We start from the raw sequence: 16,001 nt of genomic DNA on the forward strand, positions 1-16,001 counted from the left end.
GGACCGGATGGGCGGGTTCGCCGCACTTCTGATCGGCGCCAGCGACTACGCGCGGGTGGGGTTCACCCCACTGCCCTTCGTCCCCCGGGACCTCGAACGCCTGGACGCGGCCCTGCGGGCACGCGGCTTCCGGGTCGAGCGGCCCGGGGCGGGCGAACGGATCAGCTGGAACTTCGTGAACGGCGAGGTCTCGCGCTTCCTGGAGAAGGCCCGGCGGGGCGAGACACTGCTGATCTGCCTGAGCGGACACGGCCTGCACGCCCAGGGCGTGGACTATCTGATACCGGAGGACCTGCACCGCTACCGGAAGCCGCTCTGGTCCGGCTGCGTCGCCATCGACTGGCGCAGCGAGGTCGAGAACACCCGCGCCGCACAGGTGCTGTTCCTCATCGACGCCTGCCGGGAGGGTGTCGGGGGCGACACCATGGCCGGCGCGGTCGGTTGGGCGAGCGGGCGGGCGATGACCGTCAAGTCCCTGCGGATCGCGCACCTGTACGCCTGCTCGCCCGGTGGGTACGCGCACTTCGTCGCTGCGCGGAGCGGATCGTTCAGTCTGTTCTCGCGCGCGGTCCTGGACGAGTTGCTCGCGCACGACGGTCCGCTGACCCTGGAGCAGCTGAGCGAGGCCGTCCAGTGCCGGATCGAGGCGCTCCACGCCGAGCACGGCAAACCTGGCTCCGCCCAGGAGGTCCGCGTTCTTACCGATACCGACCAGGGGGAGTTCGTCGTCGCGGGCCCGCTGCTGGAGCTCGCCCCCGTGCCGGTCGAGGACGAATCGCCGACGCCGCAGCAGCCGTCGGTCGCCCCCGACGTCAACGAACTCCTGGGCCGTGCCGTCCACCAGTACCAGACCTCCGGGCGTACCGAGCTGCTGGAGGAGTACGCCGCGCTCGGTCCGACGGACGAACTGCTCGCCCACACCAGCTGGTTGGACGCCACAGCGGTCTCCGCGATGTGGGACGCGGTGGCCCGGCGGCGCCCCGTCGCCTCGCTGTCGGAGCTGATCGGGGCGCTTTGCGAAGCCGGGCGCGGGGGCGTCGGGCACCGGCTCCTGGAGGTGGCGGCCGTCCGTGCGGCGCCCGAACCGCCGGTGCTGCTCACCGGGCTGGCCGCACTCGCCGCACCGGACGGTGACGCCGGACTGTCGGAGGAGACGGTCGACGCCCTGCGGTCGACCCTGCTCCGCGCGCTGGCGGCGCTGCCGGCGGACGCCTGGGCGGCGTGCGTCGTGGAACTGCACCGGGCCGGACTCGCCGCCGAGGCGGCCCGGGTGTCCGACGGGTCGCGGCCGGTGGAGGACCTGCCACCGCTGCTGGCCGCACTGGAGGCGGAGGAACTGCCGGCGGAGGTCCGCCGGTTGGTGCGGGCGACCGTGGCCAGGCTCGGTTCCCGGTCGGTGGACGGCTTCCTCGTGGTGCTGTCCCTGGCCGGGGCGGTCGAGGCCAGGGCGGCGGCGCTCGCGGCGGTGGCGGAGTGGCCGGCGGAGGCGGTCGCCGGGTGGCTGCGGTCCACCAGGGGGCGGGGTGGCCTGGAGCGGGACGCGACGGCCGTCCTCCGGACCCTGGTGGCCCAGCACCGCGACGTACGGGGCGTGCTGCGGCTGCTTCGCGAGGCCGGTATGTCGCGGTACCTCGACGTGTTCCACGAGGAGTGCGCCCGGCAGGAGCCCCGGGACCTGCACCGGTTGCTGCGCGGACTGTCGGGCGGCGATGTCCACGAGGGCGCCCGCCCCGACGACGACGCCGTTGCCGTCGTACGACTCGCGGCCGGCCTCATGGTGCCGAAGGAGGTGGGGGAGCTGACCGTCCTGCTCTGCGGCCACGGACCGGACAATCTGCTCGCACCCTTCCTGGAGGTGCTGTGCGGGGCGTCGCCGGAGCGGGTGGCGCACATCCTGGTCCGGGTCCGGGAACTCCCGGGCGTGGGGCGGTCGGACCGCGACCCGGTCGCGGCCGCCGTGTCGGTGCTTGGCCGGCGGTACCCGGCGGAGCAGGTGGGGCCGCTGTTCGCGGAGCTGGAGCAGCGCCGCCTGTCTGCCGTCGCGCCCCTGCTCCAGGACACCCTGATCCGCAACCGGTCGGCGGTGGAGCTGCTGACCGTGCTGGCGCGGATGCCGTCGGCGGCGCGCGACGCGCTCCTGCGCCGGATCCTCGCGCTGCGCCGGGAGCCGGGCCGGCTCGCCGATCTGCTCGACGCCAGCGACGAGGAGCGTTTCGGCGAGCTGGGGAGAGAGGTGGCGCGGGTGGTCGTCAGCGAGTGCCGGGCAGCGGAGCTGAACGCTCTGCGGGCCGAGTTCCGGTCCGGGAACCGGGGGGTGGGAGCCGGGGAGCGGCTGCTGCTCGACGAGCTCTCGTCCGTTCGGGGCGCGCCGGCAGCGGCGCCGGCCCCGGACCTGGTGCCGGTTCCGCTCCTGGAGTCGACGCCTGCGTCCGAGCCCCGGGAGCCGGTCGGTCCGGCCGGAGCGGAGGCCCCGGCCGTCCTCGCGCCGCTCGCCACCGTCAACGGTTCGACGCCGTCGGAGCCCGGTCCGGCGGTCTCGGCCGGCCGGCCGCCCGTGGACCCGGCCGCGGACCGGGGCACCCTGCTCGGCGTGGCCTGGCGGGGCTCGCCCGGCGAGGTGGCCGAACTGATCGTCGCCGTCGACGCCCGGGGGCCCGGCGGGGCGGCGGTCGATGTCGATGACCTGCTCCGTGCCTTCCTCGATGCCGGACTGGTGGAGCGGAGCGGAGTGCTGGTCGAGGCCCTGCGGTCCGAACATCGCGGATCCCGCCCCGGTGACCGACTGGTCGAGGCGCTGAGGGCGCACGCCGCCAGGCTGTTCGCGGCGGCCAGGGCGATCGGTTCCGAACCGGGCACGCACTATCTGCTGGACGCGTTCCTGGGCGGGCCGCAGCTCCGGTCCGAGGAGTTCCGTGCCCTGATCGGGGAACTGGGCCGGACCGGCGGCGGGCGGGAGGCCGGTCTCCTGCTGGACCGCCTGGGCCGTTCCCAGCCACCCCCGGCCGTCGTCGGCCTGCTGGAAGCGCTCCGGGACGAGGATGCGTTCGAGGTGCTGTGCCGGGCGGCGGCCGAGCGGCCCGTCCGGGAGGTGGCCGAGGTGCTGCGCAACTTCCCGCTGGAGCGGTTCAGGAGGGGGTTGGCGGTCGAGCGGTTCGTGGAGCACGTCGCGCGGACGACGGCGCCGGACCGGGGTGCGGAGCTGCTGGTGGAGCTGCTGGCCGGACGGCAGGGTGTCCTCGCCGGGGCGGTGCTGCGGGCCGCGCACTGGACCGGGTCCGAGGAGGAGCTCGGCCGGCTGTTCGCGGCGCTGGACGCGCGGGGCGAGGAGGTGCGTGACCTCGCGCTGGACGCGCTGGCCCCGGAACTGTCGCCCGAGCAGACCGATGGCATCCTCGCCCACCTGCACCGGCACGGCGCCGAGCAGGCCGGGCTGCCGGTGCTCCGGGTGTACGCGCGGACGGTCGACATCCCAACGCTCTTCACCAAGTTGAACGAGCGCGGCTGGTTCCGGTACGCGGCTGCCCTGGTCGACGAGGCCCCGGCGAACGCGTCGGTGGTGTCCTGGTACCGGCTGCTGGCCCGGGCGGTCCCTGGCCTGGACCGCCCGGGCCTGTTGTGGGCGGTCGGCGCGGACGGCCCGGTCGGGGAACTCGCCGGACTCGCTGCCCGGCGAGGGGAGGGCAGGGCGGCCCTGGCGGCCGCGGTCCTCTACCGGGAACCCTGGGAGGTCGTCGGCCTGCTGGCCGGGACGCCGGGCCTGTCGTCAGCGCCACCGCCGGTGCGGCCCGGCCGGGGGCCGCAGCTCGCCCCGGCGACCGGGACCCGGGGGGCGGATCAGCGGACCGAGCTGTGGCGGATCCTCGCGGCCGTTCGTCCCACAGCGGAACTCGTGCTGATCCTCCGGGGCCTGCTGGAGGGCGGGCGGCTCCCGGACGCGGAGGGGATCGTCGACCACGTCCTCGCCGACGAGCCCCCGCAGCGGGTCGCGGAGTTGCTGGAGGCCCCGGTGCCGGTCGACGGATCGAGGGACCGGAGCCTCGTCGACGGGTCGAACGAGATGGTGGAGCTGCTGGTCCGGCGGGTGCTCGCGGGCGATGCGGTGGCCAGGGTGATCGGGCGCCTGCTGCCGATCGGTCGGCCCCGGAGCGTCGAGGTACTGGTCGCCGCGCTCTCCTCCCGCGACAGGACCGGAGAGGAGATCGCTCGGGCGGTGGCGAGTCTGGTCGAGGCGGAAATGCCGCCGGAGATCAGCCTCCGGATGGCGGTGGACCTCTGCCGCCACCGGCGCTCGGAGCAGATCGCCGACTTCCTCCAGTACCTGGACCTGACGGGCCACGAAGCGGTGCTCCGGGAGGCGATCGAAACGGTCGTCTCGGTCCGCCCGGGTGTCGTGGGCGAGGTCCGGTGGTGGCTGGACCAGCGGGGTGCCCGGAGCCTGTCGGCCCAGCTGTCGAGGCGGGCGGAGCGGCCCGGCCGACGGCCGTGGATGCCGGACGTCCAGGGGCCCTGAGGCGGGCGGCGTTCGGCGGAGTTCGGCGCCGGAGGCGTGCCGGGCCGGCCCCCACGACCGGCCCGACACCCCCGCCGCCGCTCCCCGCGCCGAACGGATCAGCCGTTCTCGGACGCCGTGTCGGCGTCGGCCGCAGCGGCGGCGCTCTCGGCGGCGTCCAGCTTCTGCTGGAGGTCCGCGGGCGGTGCGCTGTCGGCCGCGCCGGGGGAGGCCGGTCCGTGGGTGACCACGGGGCCGCAGCCGGTGAGCAGCGCCGCTCCGGCCAGGAGGACGGCGGCGAGCGCCGCCGCGGCGGGGCGGCGGGTCACTTGCCGGTGCCCTGGCCGGCGCCCTGGCTGTGGGCGGCGCACCAGGTCGCCACGGACTTGAGGTCGTCCTGCCGCGACTTCAGGGTGCCGACCAGCGCCTTGCGGGTGGTCAGCCGGCCGTTGAGATAGGTCTCCACCTCGGTGTGACCGGCGGTCTTGGCGTTCGCGACCCGCTGCTCCAGCCGGGCGACGGAGCCCGCCACGGTGGCGTCCCCGTTGAGCCGGTTCAGCGCCTTGGTGAGATGCCCCTCGGTGCTGGGCAGGCGCTTGCAGATGCTCTTGGCCCCGTCACCGGTCGGCGTCGGCAGGGCGGTCGGCGCGGTGGCGGCGGCCGGGCCGGAGCTCGGGGCGGCCGGAGCCGCCTGGGCGGCGGGCGCGGCGGCGAGCAGCGCGCCGGTCAGGGCGAGGGCTCCGAGCGCGGCGGTCCGGCGACCGGAGGGAAGGCGGTTGACTGCGGGCATGTGACGTCCTCTCCTCGACCCGGACGGCCCGGGTGCGGTGCGGTCGAGTCAGGACGGTAGGACGCCTTCTTGTGGAATCCCTGTGGAACGGTCGGTCCGGTGCCCGGAGAGGTTCAGCGCCCCGGACCGGTGAGCCAGTCCCGGCGGGCCGGGAGTTCGAGCGTCGGCGCGTCCGGACGGGGGAGCGGGAGGGTCACCTCGGCCCGACAGCCGGTGCCGTCGGGCGGCGCGGTGAGGGCGACGGTGCCCCCGTGCAGCGCGGCCTGCTGGGCGACCAGGGTGAGTCCGAGGCCCGAACCGGGGCTGTCCCGGCGGCGGTGGAAGCGCTGGAACACCGCCGCCCGGTCCTCCGGCGGGACCCCGGGGCCGCTGTCGTCCACGGTGAGCCTGGCCTGTGAGCCCTCGGCGGCGAGCCGGACGGTGACGCGGGCCGGGGCGCCGTCGGAGCGGCCGTGCACGGCGGCGTTGCCGAGGAGGTTGGCGAGCATGATCCGCAGTCCGGACTCCCAGCCGAACACCCGCAGTTCGGCGGGGGCGTGCACGGCGAACACGGTGCCGGGGTGGCGGCGGCGGGCCTCCTCGGCCGCCGCGTCGACGAGTTCGGCGAGGTCGACCGGCTGGAACGCGTCCAACTGGACCAGGTCGCCCCGGGCCAGGGTGCTGAGCGCGGTGAGCAGGTCGAGCAGCCGCGCGTGGTCCTGCCGCAGCTCCGCCACGACCTCGTCCCGGTCGGCGGCGGGCAGGTCCGGATGGGCGGCCAGGACGTCGAGATTGGTGCGCAGGCTCATCAGCGGGGTGCGCAGCTCGTGCGAGGCGTCGGCGGAGAACGCCCGGGCGGTGTCCAGCGCCTGGGCCGTCCGGCGGGCCTGCTCGTCGTAGCGGGTGAGGAGCAGCGCGAGGGCGGAGGACAGCTCGTCGACCTCGGTGGTTCCGGTCCGCTCGGGCAGGAACCCGTGACCGCCGGGCGAGCCGGGCGAGCCGGGCGAGCCGGGAAGGCCGGGGGATGCAGGAGCGCCGGGTGCCGCGGCCGGGTCCAGCCCGGCGGCGCGGCGGCTGAGCCGGCGCAGCGGGGCGGTGGCCCGTTCGGCGAGCGCGAAGCCGAGCAGCGCGGCGACCGGGGCCGACACCAGGGCGACGAGCAGGACGCGCCGCCGCACCGCTGCCGCCTGCCGGTCCGCCGGACCGGTGGGGGCGATCACCTGCAGCAGGCCGGAGCCGGCCGCGCCGCCACCGCCCTTGCCGTTCCCATTGCCGTTCCCGTTCCCGCCGACCGCCCTGGTGAGGACCCGCCAGGAGCTGCCGCGGTCCCGGACCGTGACCGGCCCGCCGCCCGGCTCGCTCGGAAGGGCACCCGGCCCGTCCGGCTGCGGGCCGACGGACAGCAGGACGCCGCCGTCCGTGCCGGTCACCCGCACCCCCAGGTCCAGGGCGTCGTCCACCACCTTGCGCTGCTGGTTCTGCTCCACCTTGGGCCGGCCCTTGCTGTCGGCGGCCACCAGTGCCCGGACGCTCGGCAGCAGTGCGGCCGTGCGCTCGGCGAGCCGGGCGTCCTGCTGGTGCCGCAGGTCCCGGCCGACCAGCGGGAGCAGCAGCAGGCCCGCGAGCACCACCAGCAGCGGCACCAGGGCCGCCGCCCAGAGCGCGATCCGGGTGGAGAGCCTCATCGCGGGGCCTGCCGCGAGCCGTCGGGTGTGCGCAGTACGAAGCCGACGCCCCGGACGGTGTGGATCAGCCGTGGCCGCCCGCCGGCCTCGGTCTTGCGGCGCAGGTAGCTGACGAAGGTGTCGACGGCGTCGCTGCGCACCTCGGCGTCGTAGCCCCAGACGCGTTCCAGCAGCAGTTCGCGCGAGAGCACCAGGCCGGCGTTCCGGGCCAGGTGCGCGAGCAGTTCGAACTCCCTGCGGGTGAGGGTGAGTTCCTCGCCGTCCAGGTGGGCCCGGCGGGTGCCGGGGTCGAGGCTGAGCGGTCCGGCCAGGACCCGGTCGTCCGGCTGCGGCGGTCGGCGGCGGAGCAGGGCCCGCAGCCGCAGGACGAGTTCCTCCAGGGCGAACGGCTTGACCAGGTAGTCGTCGGCGCCCGCCTGGAGCCCGGCGACCCGGTCGGCGGCCTCGTCGAGGGCGGACAGCATCAGCACCGGGAGGTCGTCGCCCCGGGCGCGCAGCCGGCGGCAGACCTCGACTCCGTCGAGGCCGGGCATCGACACATCGAGCACCAGCACGTCCGGCAGCTCGGTGGTCATCCGGGACAGCGCCGCCCCGCCGTCCTCGGCGAGGGCCACCGAGAAGCCGCTCAGCCGCAGCCCGCGCTCCAGCCCGCGGCGGATCGCCGCGTCGTCGTCGACCACCAGGACCCGCCCGCCGGTCCCCGCCCCGTCCCGGCTTCCCGTCGTGTCCCGGCTGCCCGCCGTGTCCCCGGTCCCGCTCGTCCGCATCGGCGCCTCCTCCGTCCGGCCGCCGACCCTCTCACACCGGGGTGCCGAACGGCTTCCGGGGGTGTCCCGGCCGGGTAACGGCGGGGACCGGGGGAGCCGGGCCCGGCGGTGGCGGACGGATCTGGAAGAGTGCGGGGCATGAGACTCCGCTGCGCCGTACTCGACGACTTCCAGGGCGTCGCCACCACGATCGCCGACTGGTCCCCGGTGACCGACCGGGTCGAGGTCGTGGCGTTCCGCGAGCATCCGGCCTCGGTGGCGGAACTCGTCGCGGCGGTCGCCGATTTCGACATCGTGGTGACGCTGCGGGAGCGGATCGCCTTTCCGGCGGAGGTGTTCGAGCAACTGCCCCGGCTGCGGCTGCTGGTCGCCTCGGGGATGCGGAACTCGGTGATCGACCACGCGGCGGCCCGCGCCCACGGGGTCACCGTGTGCGGGACGGCCAGTTCGTCGACGCCGCCGGTGGAGCTGACCTGGGCGCTGCTGCTCGGGCTGGCCCGGGGGCTGGTCGAGGAGTGCACGGCGCTGCGGAGCGGCGGGCCGTGGCAGAGCACGGTGGGCGCGGATCTGGCGGGGCGCCGGCTGGGCCTGCTGGGCTTGGGGAAGATCGGTGCCCGGGTCGCCAGGGTGGGGCTCGCCTTCGACATGGACGTGGTGGCGTGGAGCAGCAACCTCACCGGGGAGCGGGCGGCCGAGGTGGGTGTGCGCCGGGCGGGGTCGAAGGAGGAACTGCTGCGGGAGAGCGACTTCGTCTCCGTGCACCTCGCGCTCGGCGCGCGCACCCGGGGGCTGCTGGGCGCACCCGAACTGGCGCTGATGCGGCCGGACGCGTACCTGGTCAACACCTCCCGGGCGGCGATCGTCGACCAGGAGGCGCTGCTCGCGGCGCTGGCGGCGGGGCGGATCGCGGGGGCGGCGGTGGACGTGTTCGACCAGGAGCCGCTGCCGGCGGACCACCCGATGCGGACGGCGCCCCGGCTGCTGGCCACCCCGCACCTGGGGTACGTGTCGCGGGACAACTACCGGCGCTACTACGGCGAGGCGGTGGAGGACATCGCGGCCTTCCTGGCCGGGGCGCCGGTCCGCGTCCTGGGCGACTGACGGCCGGGACGCGGGAGCGGCAGGCGGCCCGGACCGCAGGAGCGGCACATGGTCCGGACCGCACGAGCGGCAGGCGGCCCGCCACCCCCGCGACGGGGGTGACGGGCCGCGGTGCGGGCGCCGCGGTCAGGAGACCGAGACGGCGCTCCAGGCGGCCGCGACGGCCTTGTACTCGGTGCTGGTGGCGCCGTAGAGGTCCTTGGCAGCGCTCAGCGACGCGGCCCGCGCGCCCTTGTAGTTGGTGGTGGAGGTCATGTAGACCGTCAGCGCGCGGTACCAGATCTTGGCGATCTTCTGGTTGCCGATGCCGGCGACCGTCGAACCGTTGCAGGTCGGGCTGTTGTAGCTGACGCCGTTGATGGTCTTCGCGCCGCTGCCCTCGCTGGCGAGGTAGAACCAGTGGTTGCCGACGCCCGAGGAGTTGTGCACGTCGAGCTGGCCGACCTTGCTGGTCCAGCAGTCGGCGGACCGGCCGTCCAGCGAGGGCTTGTCGAAGCGGCGCAGCCACGGCGGGGTGGACTGGTCGCTGAACAGGTAGTCGCCCTTGTCCACCGCGTTGTTGGCGTAGAACTCGACCATGGTGCCGAAGATGTCCGAGGTGGACTCGTTGAGGCCGCCGGACTCGCCGCTGTAGCGGAGGTTGGCGGTGGCGCTGGTGACGCCGTGGGTCATCTCGTGGCCCATGGTGTCGAGGTCGACCTGCTCCGGGTCGGTGACGCCGTCGCCGTCGCCGGTCATCATGCAGAAGCAGCTGTCGGACCACTGGGCGTTGTCCCAGTTGGTGCCGACGTGCACGAAGACGGTGGCGCCCTTGCCGTCGTTCTTGATGCCGCTGCGGTTGAAGGTGTTCTTGTAGTAGTCGTACGTCCAGGCGGTGTTGGCGTGGGCGTCGACGGCCGCGGTGGCGCGGTCGGTGGAGAACTTCTTCCCGTCGCCCCAGACGTTGTCGGTGTCGGTGAAGAGGGTGCCGGAGTTCGCGTTGAGCGAGCCGGCGGCGACGTTGTGGGCGTCCTTGGTGATGTGGCCGCGCGTCGGGTCCTTCAGCGAGAAGCCGCCGGTCTGCGCGGTGGTGTCGATGGTGATGTCACCGGTGTACTCGGAGTGGCCGGTGCCGGTGGCCTGGTGCTCGGCGTCGTAGGCCTCGATCTGCTCACCGGTGTTGGCGTCGGTGACGACGATCCGGCCGGCCGGCTGGCCGTGGTCGCCGGTGCCCTCGACGGTGGTGCGCCAGGCGAGGCGCGGGGTGCCGTCGGCGGCCCAGACGACGAGCTCGGGGCTGCTGGTGGCGTTGCCGACGCCGGGGGCGGCGTCCAGCGCGCGGCTGGCGGTGAGCTGGGCGGGGACCTTGGGGACGATGGTGCGCACGGCGGCGTCGTGCGCGGCCGCGCGGGAGGAGTCCTTGAGCCGTCCGCGGGAGTCCTGGTGGACCACCAGGTCGCCGCCGACCACGGGCAGGCCGAGGTAGGTGCGGTCGAAGCGGACGTGCTGGGTGCCGTCGGCGTCCAGCACGACGTCCTTCACCACGAGGTCCTGGCCGTCGGCGAAGCCGAAGACCGACGCGTTGTGGGCGACGTTGGCCCGGGCCTGGGCGATCGCCGCGTCGCGGCCGGTGGGGGCGGCGGACGCGGTCCCGGCGGTGACGGTGGCGGCGACGAGGGCGGCGGTGGCCGCTATGGCTCCGGCCGCGAGGAAGCGGCGAGAAGAGGAGGTGGGGCTCACTCTGACTCCAGTCGGGGGATGCTGCGCGATGCAGGGATGAGAGCTGCGACCGAGATTGACGGTGCGCAGTCATCCACGGCTAGAGCGAACGTCAGAACTTTGCCAATTCGTGTCCTGTACTGATCAAATGTGATCGTTTTCGACTTGTCTGTTCACGCTTGCGCCGAGCCCGTCGCCCGCGGGCGCCCGTCCGCACCCGTCGGCACCCGTGCCGTACGCTCGCGGGATGGACGGATGGGTGGGGGCCTGGACCGGCGGACGTCGTGCGGTGCACGTCGGCAACGTGGCCGACTTCAACGAGCAGTTCCTCCTCGAACCGTCCTCCCGCGGGCGGTTGACCGCCGGGCGCTTCACCGCCGGGAGGTTCGGGGCCGGCCGGTCCGCCGCCGAACCGTCCGCCGCCGAGCGACGCGCCGACCGCCTCCGCCGGGCGCACCACTACGCCGGACTGGCCGTCGGCTACAGCCCCGACCCCGCCGCGCTGGTCCTGCCCGCCGAGGTCGACCGGGTCTGGATCGACTGGCTCGCCCGCGAACTGGACTGGGGCCCGGTCGAGCTGTTCGACGGCATCGCCCCCGGCGGCACGGTCGCCGAGGCCCTCGCCGCCCGCCCCGCGCTCGTCGAACGGCTCGCCACCGGCCCCGAGCCCGTGCTGTTCTGGGGCCGCACCCCCGACCGGGGCGAGGGCCCCGAGCTCGCGGCCGTCCGCCGCTACGAGGCCAAGGACGCCGCGCACGGCCTCTTCACCGCGCTCGCCCAGGACCACCCCGGAGTGCGGGTGCCCCGGCAGGAGCCCGCCGACACCCCCCGGGCGGCCGCCCGGCGACTGGCCGCCCGCGCCGCCCGGGGCCGCGCCACGGTGCTCAAGTCCCCGCACGGAGTGGGCGGTTACGGCACCGTGGTGGTCACCCCCGAGGAGGTCTCGGCGGCCGGCGGGGCCCGGCGGCTGCTCCGCCGGCTGGTGCGCGAGGACGTGCTGCCGCCCGGCGGCCCGCTGCTGCTGGAGGAGTACGTGGACGGCGGTCCGGCCGGCTCCGGCCGGCTGCGCGACCTCACCTTCGACGCGGTGATCGGCGCCGACGGCCGGGTCCACCCGGTCGGCGTCGGCGAGATGGCGGTCGACGGGACCCGCTACCAGGGGGTGACGGTCGGTCCGGGCGTGGTGCCGCCCGGCGCCGCCGCGACCGCCGAACGCTTCGGCCTCGCGGTGGGGGAGCGGCTGGCCGAGGCCGGCCACCGGGGCTGGTACGACGTCGACTTCGTCACCGACCGCGAACGCCGGCTCGCCCCGACCGAGGCCAATCTGCGGCTCACCGGACCGGCGGTCGCCTTCGTCCTGCACCACCGGCTGGACCAGGTGCGCGGCCCCGGCCACCTGGTCCGCACCCTGGACGCGATGCCGCTCGGCGCCCGGCTCTCCCAGGAGGCGCTGCACGGCCACCTGGCCCGGCTGCGTCCGGCCTGCGCTCAGCTCGGCGCGACGCTGCTGCCGCTGATCGTGACGGCTGGCCACGAGCCGGAGCCGGCCGTCGGTCTGGCGCTCGCCGCCCGGAGCGTCGAGGCGCTGGACGCCGCGCAGGCCCTGCTCGGGGCGGCCCACCACGCGCTGGGCCGGATGTTCGAGGCCCTGCGCTGAGCATCCTCCCTCCGCGGTCCGCGCTCCCTCGGGACCGGCCTGCTCACAGCCTTCGCTCCTCCGGGACCGGCCTGCTCACAGCCGCTTGCGCACCCTCGGCTGCCAGGTCAGGAACCGGACCACGATCGCGGCCGAGACCATCAACGCGATGTTGAACACGAAGACCAGCCAGGTCTGGGCGTACCAGTCCGCCCGGCGGGTGGTCCGGTACAGATTGTCCTGCGGCCACCAGGAGGCCAGCAGCCAGAACACCGCCAGGTGCGCGGCGACCGAGAGGCCGACGGGCCGCCGCTGCCGGGCCGTCACCACGGCCCCGAAGAGCAGCCAGGCCACTCCGAGCCCGAACGCGGCCCACTCGAAGAGGTAGAGCACGCGGAACAGGCTGTCGTACGGGGCCGGCACCGCCGAGACGTCCGTCGAGCCCGGCCAGAGCTTGTCCGTGAGCAGCGCGGCGACGGCCGCCGACGGCACCCCGACGGCGACGGTGCCGCACCCGAGGAAGGACTCCGACTCCGCGACGCCCCCGGACCCCCCGCCGCCCTTGCCCCGGTAGCCCTTCCCGCCGCCCGACCGGCGGGGAGCCGTGCGGTCGGCCGGCGCGGGCAGCGGCAGCGCGTCCCGGTCGAGCTTGCCCGCCCGGGTGCGCGGCAGTTCGGGCACCGGGACCACGGCGGCGGGCGCCTCCCCGGCCGGCAGTGCGGCCGTGAGCGCGGCCGTCAGCGACCAGCCGTCGGTGTCCGGGGCGCCGGGCACGGTGGCGGCGTATCCGACCAGCTCGCGCCGACCGGGCGCCACCTCCACCTCGGCGACGGCCGCCTCCCGGACCCCGGGGCGGGCACGCAGCCGGGCCTCGGCGCGGGCCGCCCGGGACACCGCCGCGGCCGCGGCGGCGGACACCCGGGCGTCGGTCGGCCCGACCACGCCCGCCGCCCGGCCGACGAACTCCAGCGCGCCGCCCTCCGCGATCCGGCCGAGGTCGCCGGTGAGCAGGACCCGGCCGTCCGGGTCGTGCTCGCTGCGCACGAACCGTCGGGCCGTCTCCTCGGGGCGGCCCGGGTACCCGGGGCCGAGGCCCGGCCCGGCGAGCGCGATCTCGCCGACCGTGCCGTCCGGCAGCGGGGTGCCGTCCGGGTCGAGCACGTACACCCGGGCGCCGGGGAACGGCTGGCCGACCACCGACAGCGCCGCGCCGCCCGGTACCTCGTCGACGCCCCGGACCTCGAACCAGGTGCTGTCCACGGACGCCTCGGCCAGCCCGTAGACGTTGATCACCCGGGTCGGCCGGCCGACCAGCCGCTGCAGCGCCAGGTGCTCGTCCAGCCACCACTTCTCGGCCCCGACGGTCAGCACCCGCACCCCGGCGAGCGGTCGGCCCCCGGCGGTCGGCGCGAGGAGGGCGGTCAGCCGGCGCGCGGTGCGGGTGTTCAGCTCCAGCAGGGTGATCCGCTCGGCGGCGACCAGCGGCGGGAGGTCGGCGATGTCGGCGGCGCGGTCCAGGGTGAGGTTGCGCGGGGCGACCACCAGCGTCGCGCCGGAGCAGAGCGCGCGCACCCAGTCGGCGGTGAACACGTCGAACTCCAGGCTCGCCGTGCTGAGGATCCGGTCGGCGGGGGTGATGCCGTAGACGGTGCGCCAGCCGTGGTGGGCGGCGAGCAGGTTGCGGTGCGAGAGCCCGGCGCAGCGCGGCGCGCCGGTGGTGCCGGAGGTGGTGAGGACGACCGCGAGGCCGTCCGGGTCGAGCTCGACGGGGGGCGGGCCGGCGGGCTGCGCCGCCCCGGCGGCCCCGGCCGAGTCGACGCAGACCAGCTCCGCGGCCCCGGCGTCGGTCAGCCGGATCCGGTGCGCCTCCTCGGTGACGACCAGGGCCGGCGCGGCCTCGGCGAGCACGTGCCGCAGCAGCGGGTCGGGGGCGCCGGGCTCCAGCGGGAGGTACGCGGCGCCGGTCTTGAGCACGGCGAGCAGGGCGACGTACACCTCGACACCTCGGCCGAGCGCCACCGCCGCCAGCCGGCCGGGCCGGAGCCCGCGCTCGACCAGCTGCCGGGCCAACCGGTCGGCCCTGGCGTCGAGTTCGCCGTAGCGGAGCTCCGTGCCGGCCCAGCGCAGGGCGACCGCCCCGGGCGCGGCGCGGGCGTGCTCCTCGAAGCGCCCGGGCAGCGTCCCGGCGCGTCCGGTACCGAGTTCCGGCGGTGTGTCCGTTCCTGTCATCGACCCGTCCCCTCCACCCGCGTTCACCTGCATGTGGCCCCCGCACCGCTTCCACGACCCGTCGGTCCGGTCCGGTTCCACGGTTCGCGCACCGATCATGGCGCCAACTGCCGCCGGGGAAAAGGGGGATACGTACGGCGCCGGTGCCGGGCGGCCGTCCACGACCCGGACACCGGACCCGCCTCCCGGACCGACGGTTGTACTCTGCACGCGGACGGTCGGCGGCGGCCCGTCCGGTGCGGCGCCGCGCCCGCGACCCCGCCCGGCACCGGAGGACCCCAGGAGGCCCGCCCGCATGAGCACGTCCGCCCCGCGCCCGCCCGCCACCGGCCCGGCAGCCACCCCGGCCACCGGCTCGCCCGCCGCGCCGCCGGAGCCGTCGGAGCTGCCGGAGCCGTCGGAATCGCTGGAGCTGCCGGAGCTGCCGGAGCCCGCGGCCCCGCTGCTGCGCACCCGGGCCGTGGACGTCGTCCGGGACGGCCGCCACCTGCTGCGCGGGATCGACCTCGACATCCACCCCGGCGAGCACTGGGCGCTGCTCGGCCCGAACGGCGCCGGCAAGTCGACCCTGCTCGCGCTGCTCGGCGCCGTCTCCCACCCCACCCGCGGCGAGGTGGACGTGCTCGGCCGCCGGCTCGGCCGGGTCGACATCCGCGAGCTGCGCGCCCACCTCGGCCACGTCAATCCGCGCCACCCGCTGCGCTCGCCGCTGACCGTGCGCGAGGTCGTCCTCACCGGCGTCACCAACACGATCGAGCCGGACCTGCACCGCAAGCCCGCGCCGGAGCAACTGGAGCGGGCCGAGCTGCTGATCGAGACCCTGGGCATGACGGCGGCCGCGGAGTCCCTGTGGACCACGCTCTCCCAGGGCGAGCGGGGTCGGGCGCTGATCGCCCGGGCGCTGATGCCCAGTCCGCGGCTGCTGCTGCTCGACGAGCCCGCCACCGGGCTCGACCTGACCGCCCGGGAACTGCTGCTGGACAGTCTGGACCTGCTCCGCCACCAGCACCCGGAGCTGGCGAGCGTCCTGGTCACCCACCATCTGGAGGAGCTGCCGGAGTCCACCACGCACGCGCTGCTGCTGCGGGCCGGGGAGACGGTCGCGGCGGGCCCGGTGGACGAGGTGATGACCACCGAGCTGGTGAGCGCGACCTTCGGCCACCCGATCCGGATCACCCGCCAGGACGGCCGCTGGACCGCCCGGGCCGCCGCCCGCCGCACCCCGACGGGCTGAGCCCGGCGGTCCCGGACGACCTCTTCCCAGGGGCGCGCACCCACCGGTGCGTGCCCCTTTACCACTTCTTTGCCATCGGTGCCACCTGGGACCGGGCCACGAGTGGCCTGAAATCGTCGGTGGACCGACCATCGGGACGCCGGAGCCCTTGTCCCACCTGCACCGTTTCGTGACCGACCCCGGTGTAGACGGCAAAATCCGATATCCCTAAGGTATGCCTTAGCTAAGTGGACGGGGGCACCGACGGCGTCGTTGCTCCTCGTCCGCGCTCAGCCCTGCCCTGAAACGCCCTGTCCTGACCGCTGGAGCCCGCATGTCCGCCCGTCGTTCCACCGCAGCCACTCTGCTCACCCTCGCCGTGGCGAGCGCCGCGCTGGCCGGCTGCTCGCAGAA

Annotated in this window: 10 protein-coding genes; 4 read left to right on the forward strand and 6 right to left on the reverse strand. The window is 75.6% G+C overall.

Annotated features, from left to right (window positions below):
- Positions 1–7: 7 nt before the first annotated feature.
- Complete coding sequence (locus IF01_RS0129040; RefSeq protein WP_030396541.1) at positions 8–4,510, forward strand: caspase family protein; 4,503 nt, start codon at positions 8–10, stop codon at positions 4,508–4,510.
- Between the two features lie 98 nt (positions 4,511–4,608).
- Here IF01_RS0129040 and IF01_RS0129045 read toward each other — a convergent pair whose 3' ends face one another.
- From IF01_RS0129045 to IF01_RS0129060, 4 genes are all read right to left on the reverse strand, one after another.
- On the reverse strand, positions 4,609–4,818 hold the full coding sequence (locus tag IF01_RS0129045) for a hypothetical protein (protein WP_030396542.1): 210 nt from the start codon (positions 4,816–4,818) through the stop codon (positions 4,609–4,611).
- Complete coding sequence (locus tag IF01_RS0129050) at positions 4,815–5,279, reverse strand: hypothetical protein (protein ID WP_037781499.1); 465 nt, start codon at positions 5,277–5,279, stop codon at positions 4,815–4,817. Before IF01_RS0129050 ends, IF01_RS0129045 begins: the two co-directional genes overlap by 4 nt.
- A 113-nt stretch (positions 5,280–5,392) precedes the next feature.
- On the reverse strand, positions 5,393–6,943 hold the full coding sequence (locus tag IF01_RS0129055) for a sensor histidine kinase (protein ID WP_030396544.1): 1,551 nt from the start codon (positions 6,941–6,943) through the stop codon (positions 5,393–5,395).
- Positions 6,940–7,710, reverse strand: coding sequence for a response regulator transcription factor (locus IF01_RS0129060; RefSeq protein WP_051756443.1), 771 nt, complete (start codon positions 7,708–7,710; stop codon positions 6,940–6,942). The genes IF01_RS0129055 and IF01_RS0129060 overlap by 4 nt, the downstream gene beginning before the upstream one ends.
- Positions 7,711–7,848: 138 nt before the next feature.
- On the opposite strand from IF01_RS0129060, the gene IF01_RS0129065 reads away from it, so the two are divergent.
- A complete protein-coding gene (locus tag IF01_RS0129065; protein ID WP_030396546.1) occupies positions 7,849–8,811 on the forward strand; it encodes a D-2-hydroxyacid dehydrogenase family protein in 963 nt (320 codons plus the stop codon).
- Between the two features lie 126 nt (positions 8,812–8,937).
- Here the strand turns inward: IF01_RS0129065 and IF01_RS0129070 are convergent, their stop codons facing one another.
- Positions 8,938–10,530, reverse strand: coding sequence for a M4 family metallopeptidase (locus IF01_RS0129070; RefSeq protein WP_030396547.1), 1,593 nt, complete (start codon positions 10,528–10,530; stop codon positions 8,938–8,940).
- 226 nt (positions 10,531–10,756) lie between these two features.
- Between IF01_RS0129070 and IF01_RS0129075 the strand changes: the two genes are divergently transcribed.
- Complete coding sequence (locus IF01_RS0129075) at positions 10,757–12,166, forward strand: hypothetical protein (RefSeq protein ID WP_157855379.1); 1,410 nt, start codon at positions 10,757–10,759, stop codon at positions 12,164–12,166.
- 75 nt (positions 12,167–12,241) lie between these two features.
- Here IF01_RS0129075 and IF01_RS42440 read toward each other — a convergent pair whose 3' ends face one another.
- Positions 12,242–14,374, reverse strand: a complete 2,133-nt coding sequence (locus tag IF01_RS42440) for an AMP-binding protein (protein ID WP_030396549.1) — start codon at positions 14,372–14,374, stop codon at positions 12,242–12,244.
- Positions 14,375–14,669: 295 nt separating this feature from the next.
- Between IF01_RS42440 and IF01_RS0129085 the strand changes: the two genes are divergently transcribed.
- Positions 14,670–15,608 carry an ABC transporter ATP-binding protein gene (locus IF01_RS0129085; protein WP_078880400.1) on the forward strand — a complete coding sequence of 313 codons (939 nt, stop codon included), beginning with the start codon at positions 14,670–14,672 and terminating at the stop codon, positions 15,606–15,608.
- The last annotated feature ends 393 nt before the right edge of the window (positions 15,609–16,001 follow it).

The sequence above is a fragment of the Kitasatospora purpeofusca genome, from assembly GCF_000718025.1.
Taxonomy (GTDB): Bacteria; Actinomycetota; Actinomycetes; order Streptomycetales; family Streptomycetaceae; genus Kitasatospora; species Kitasatospora purpeofusca.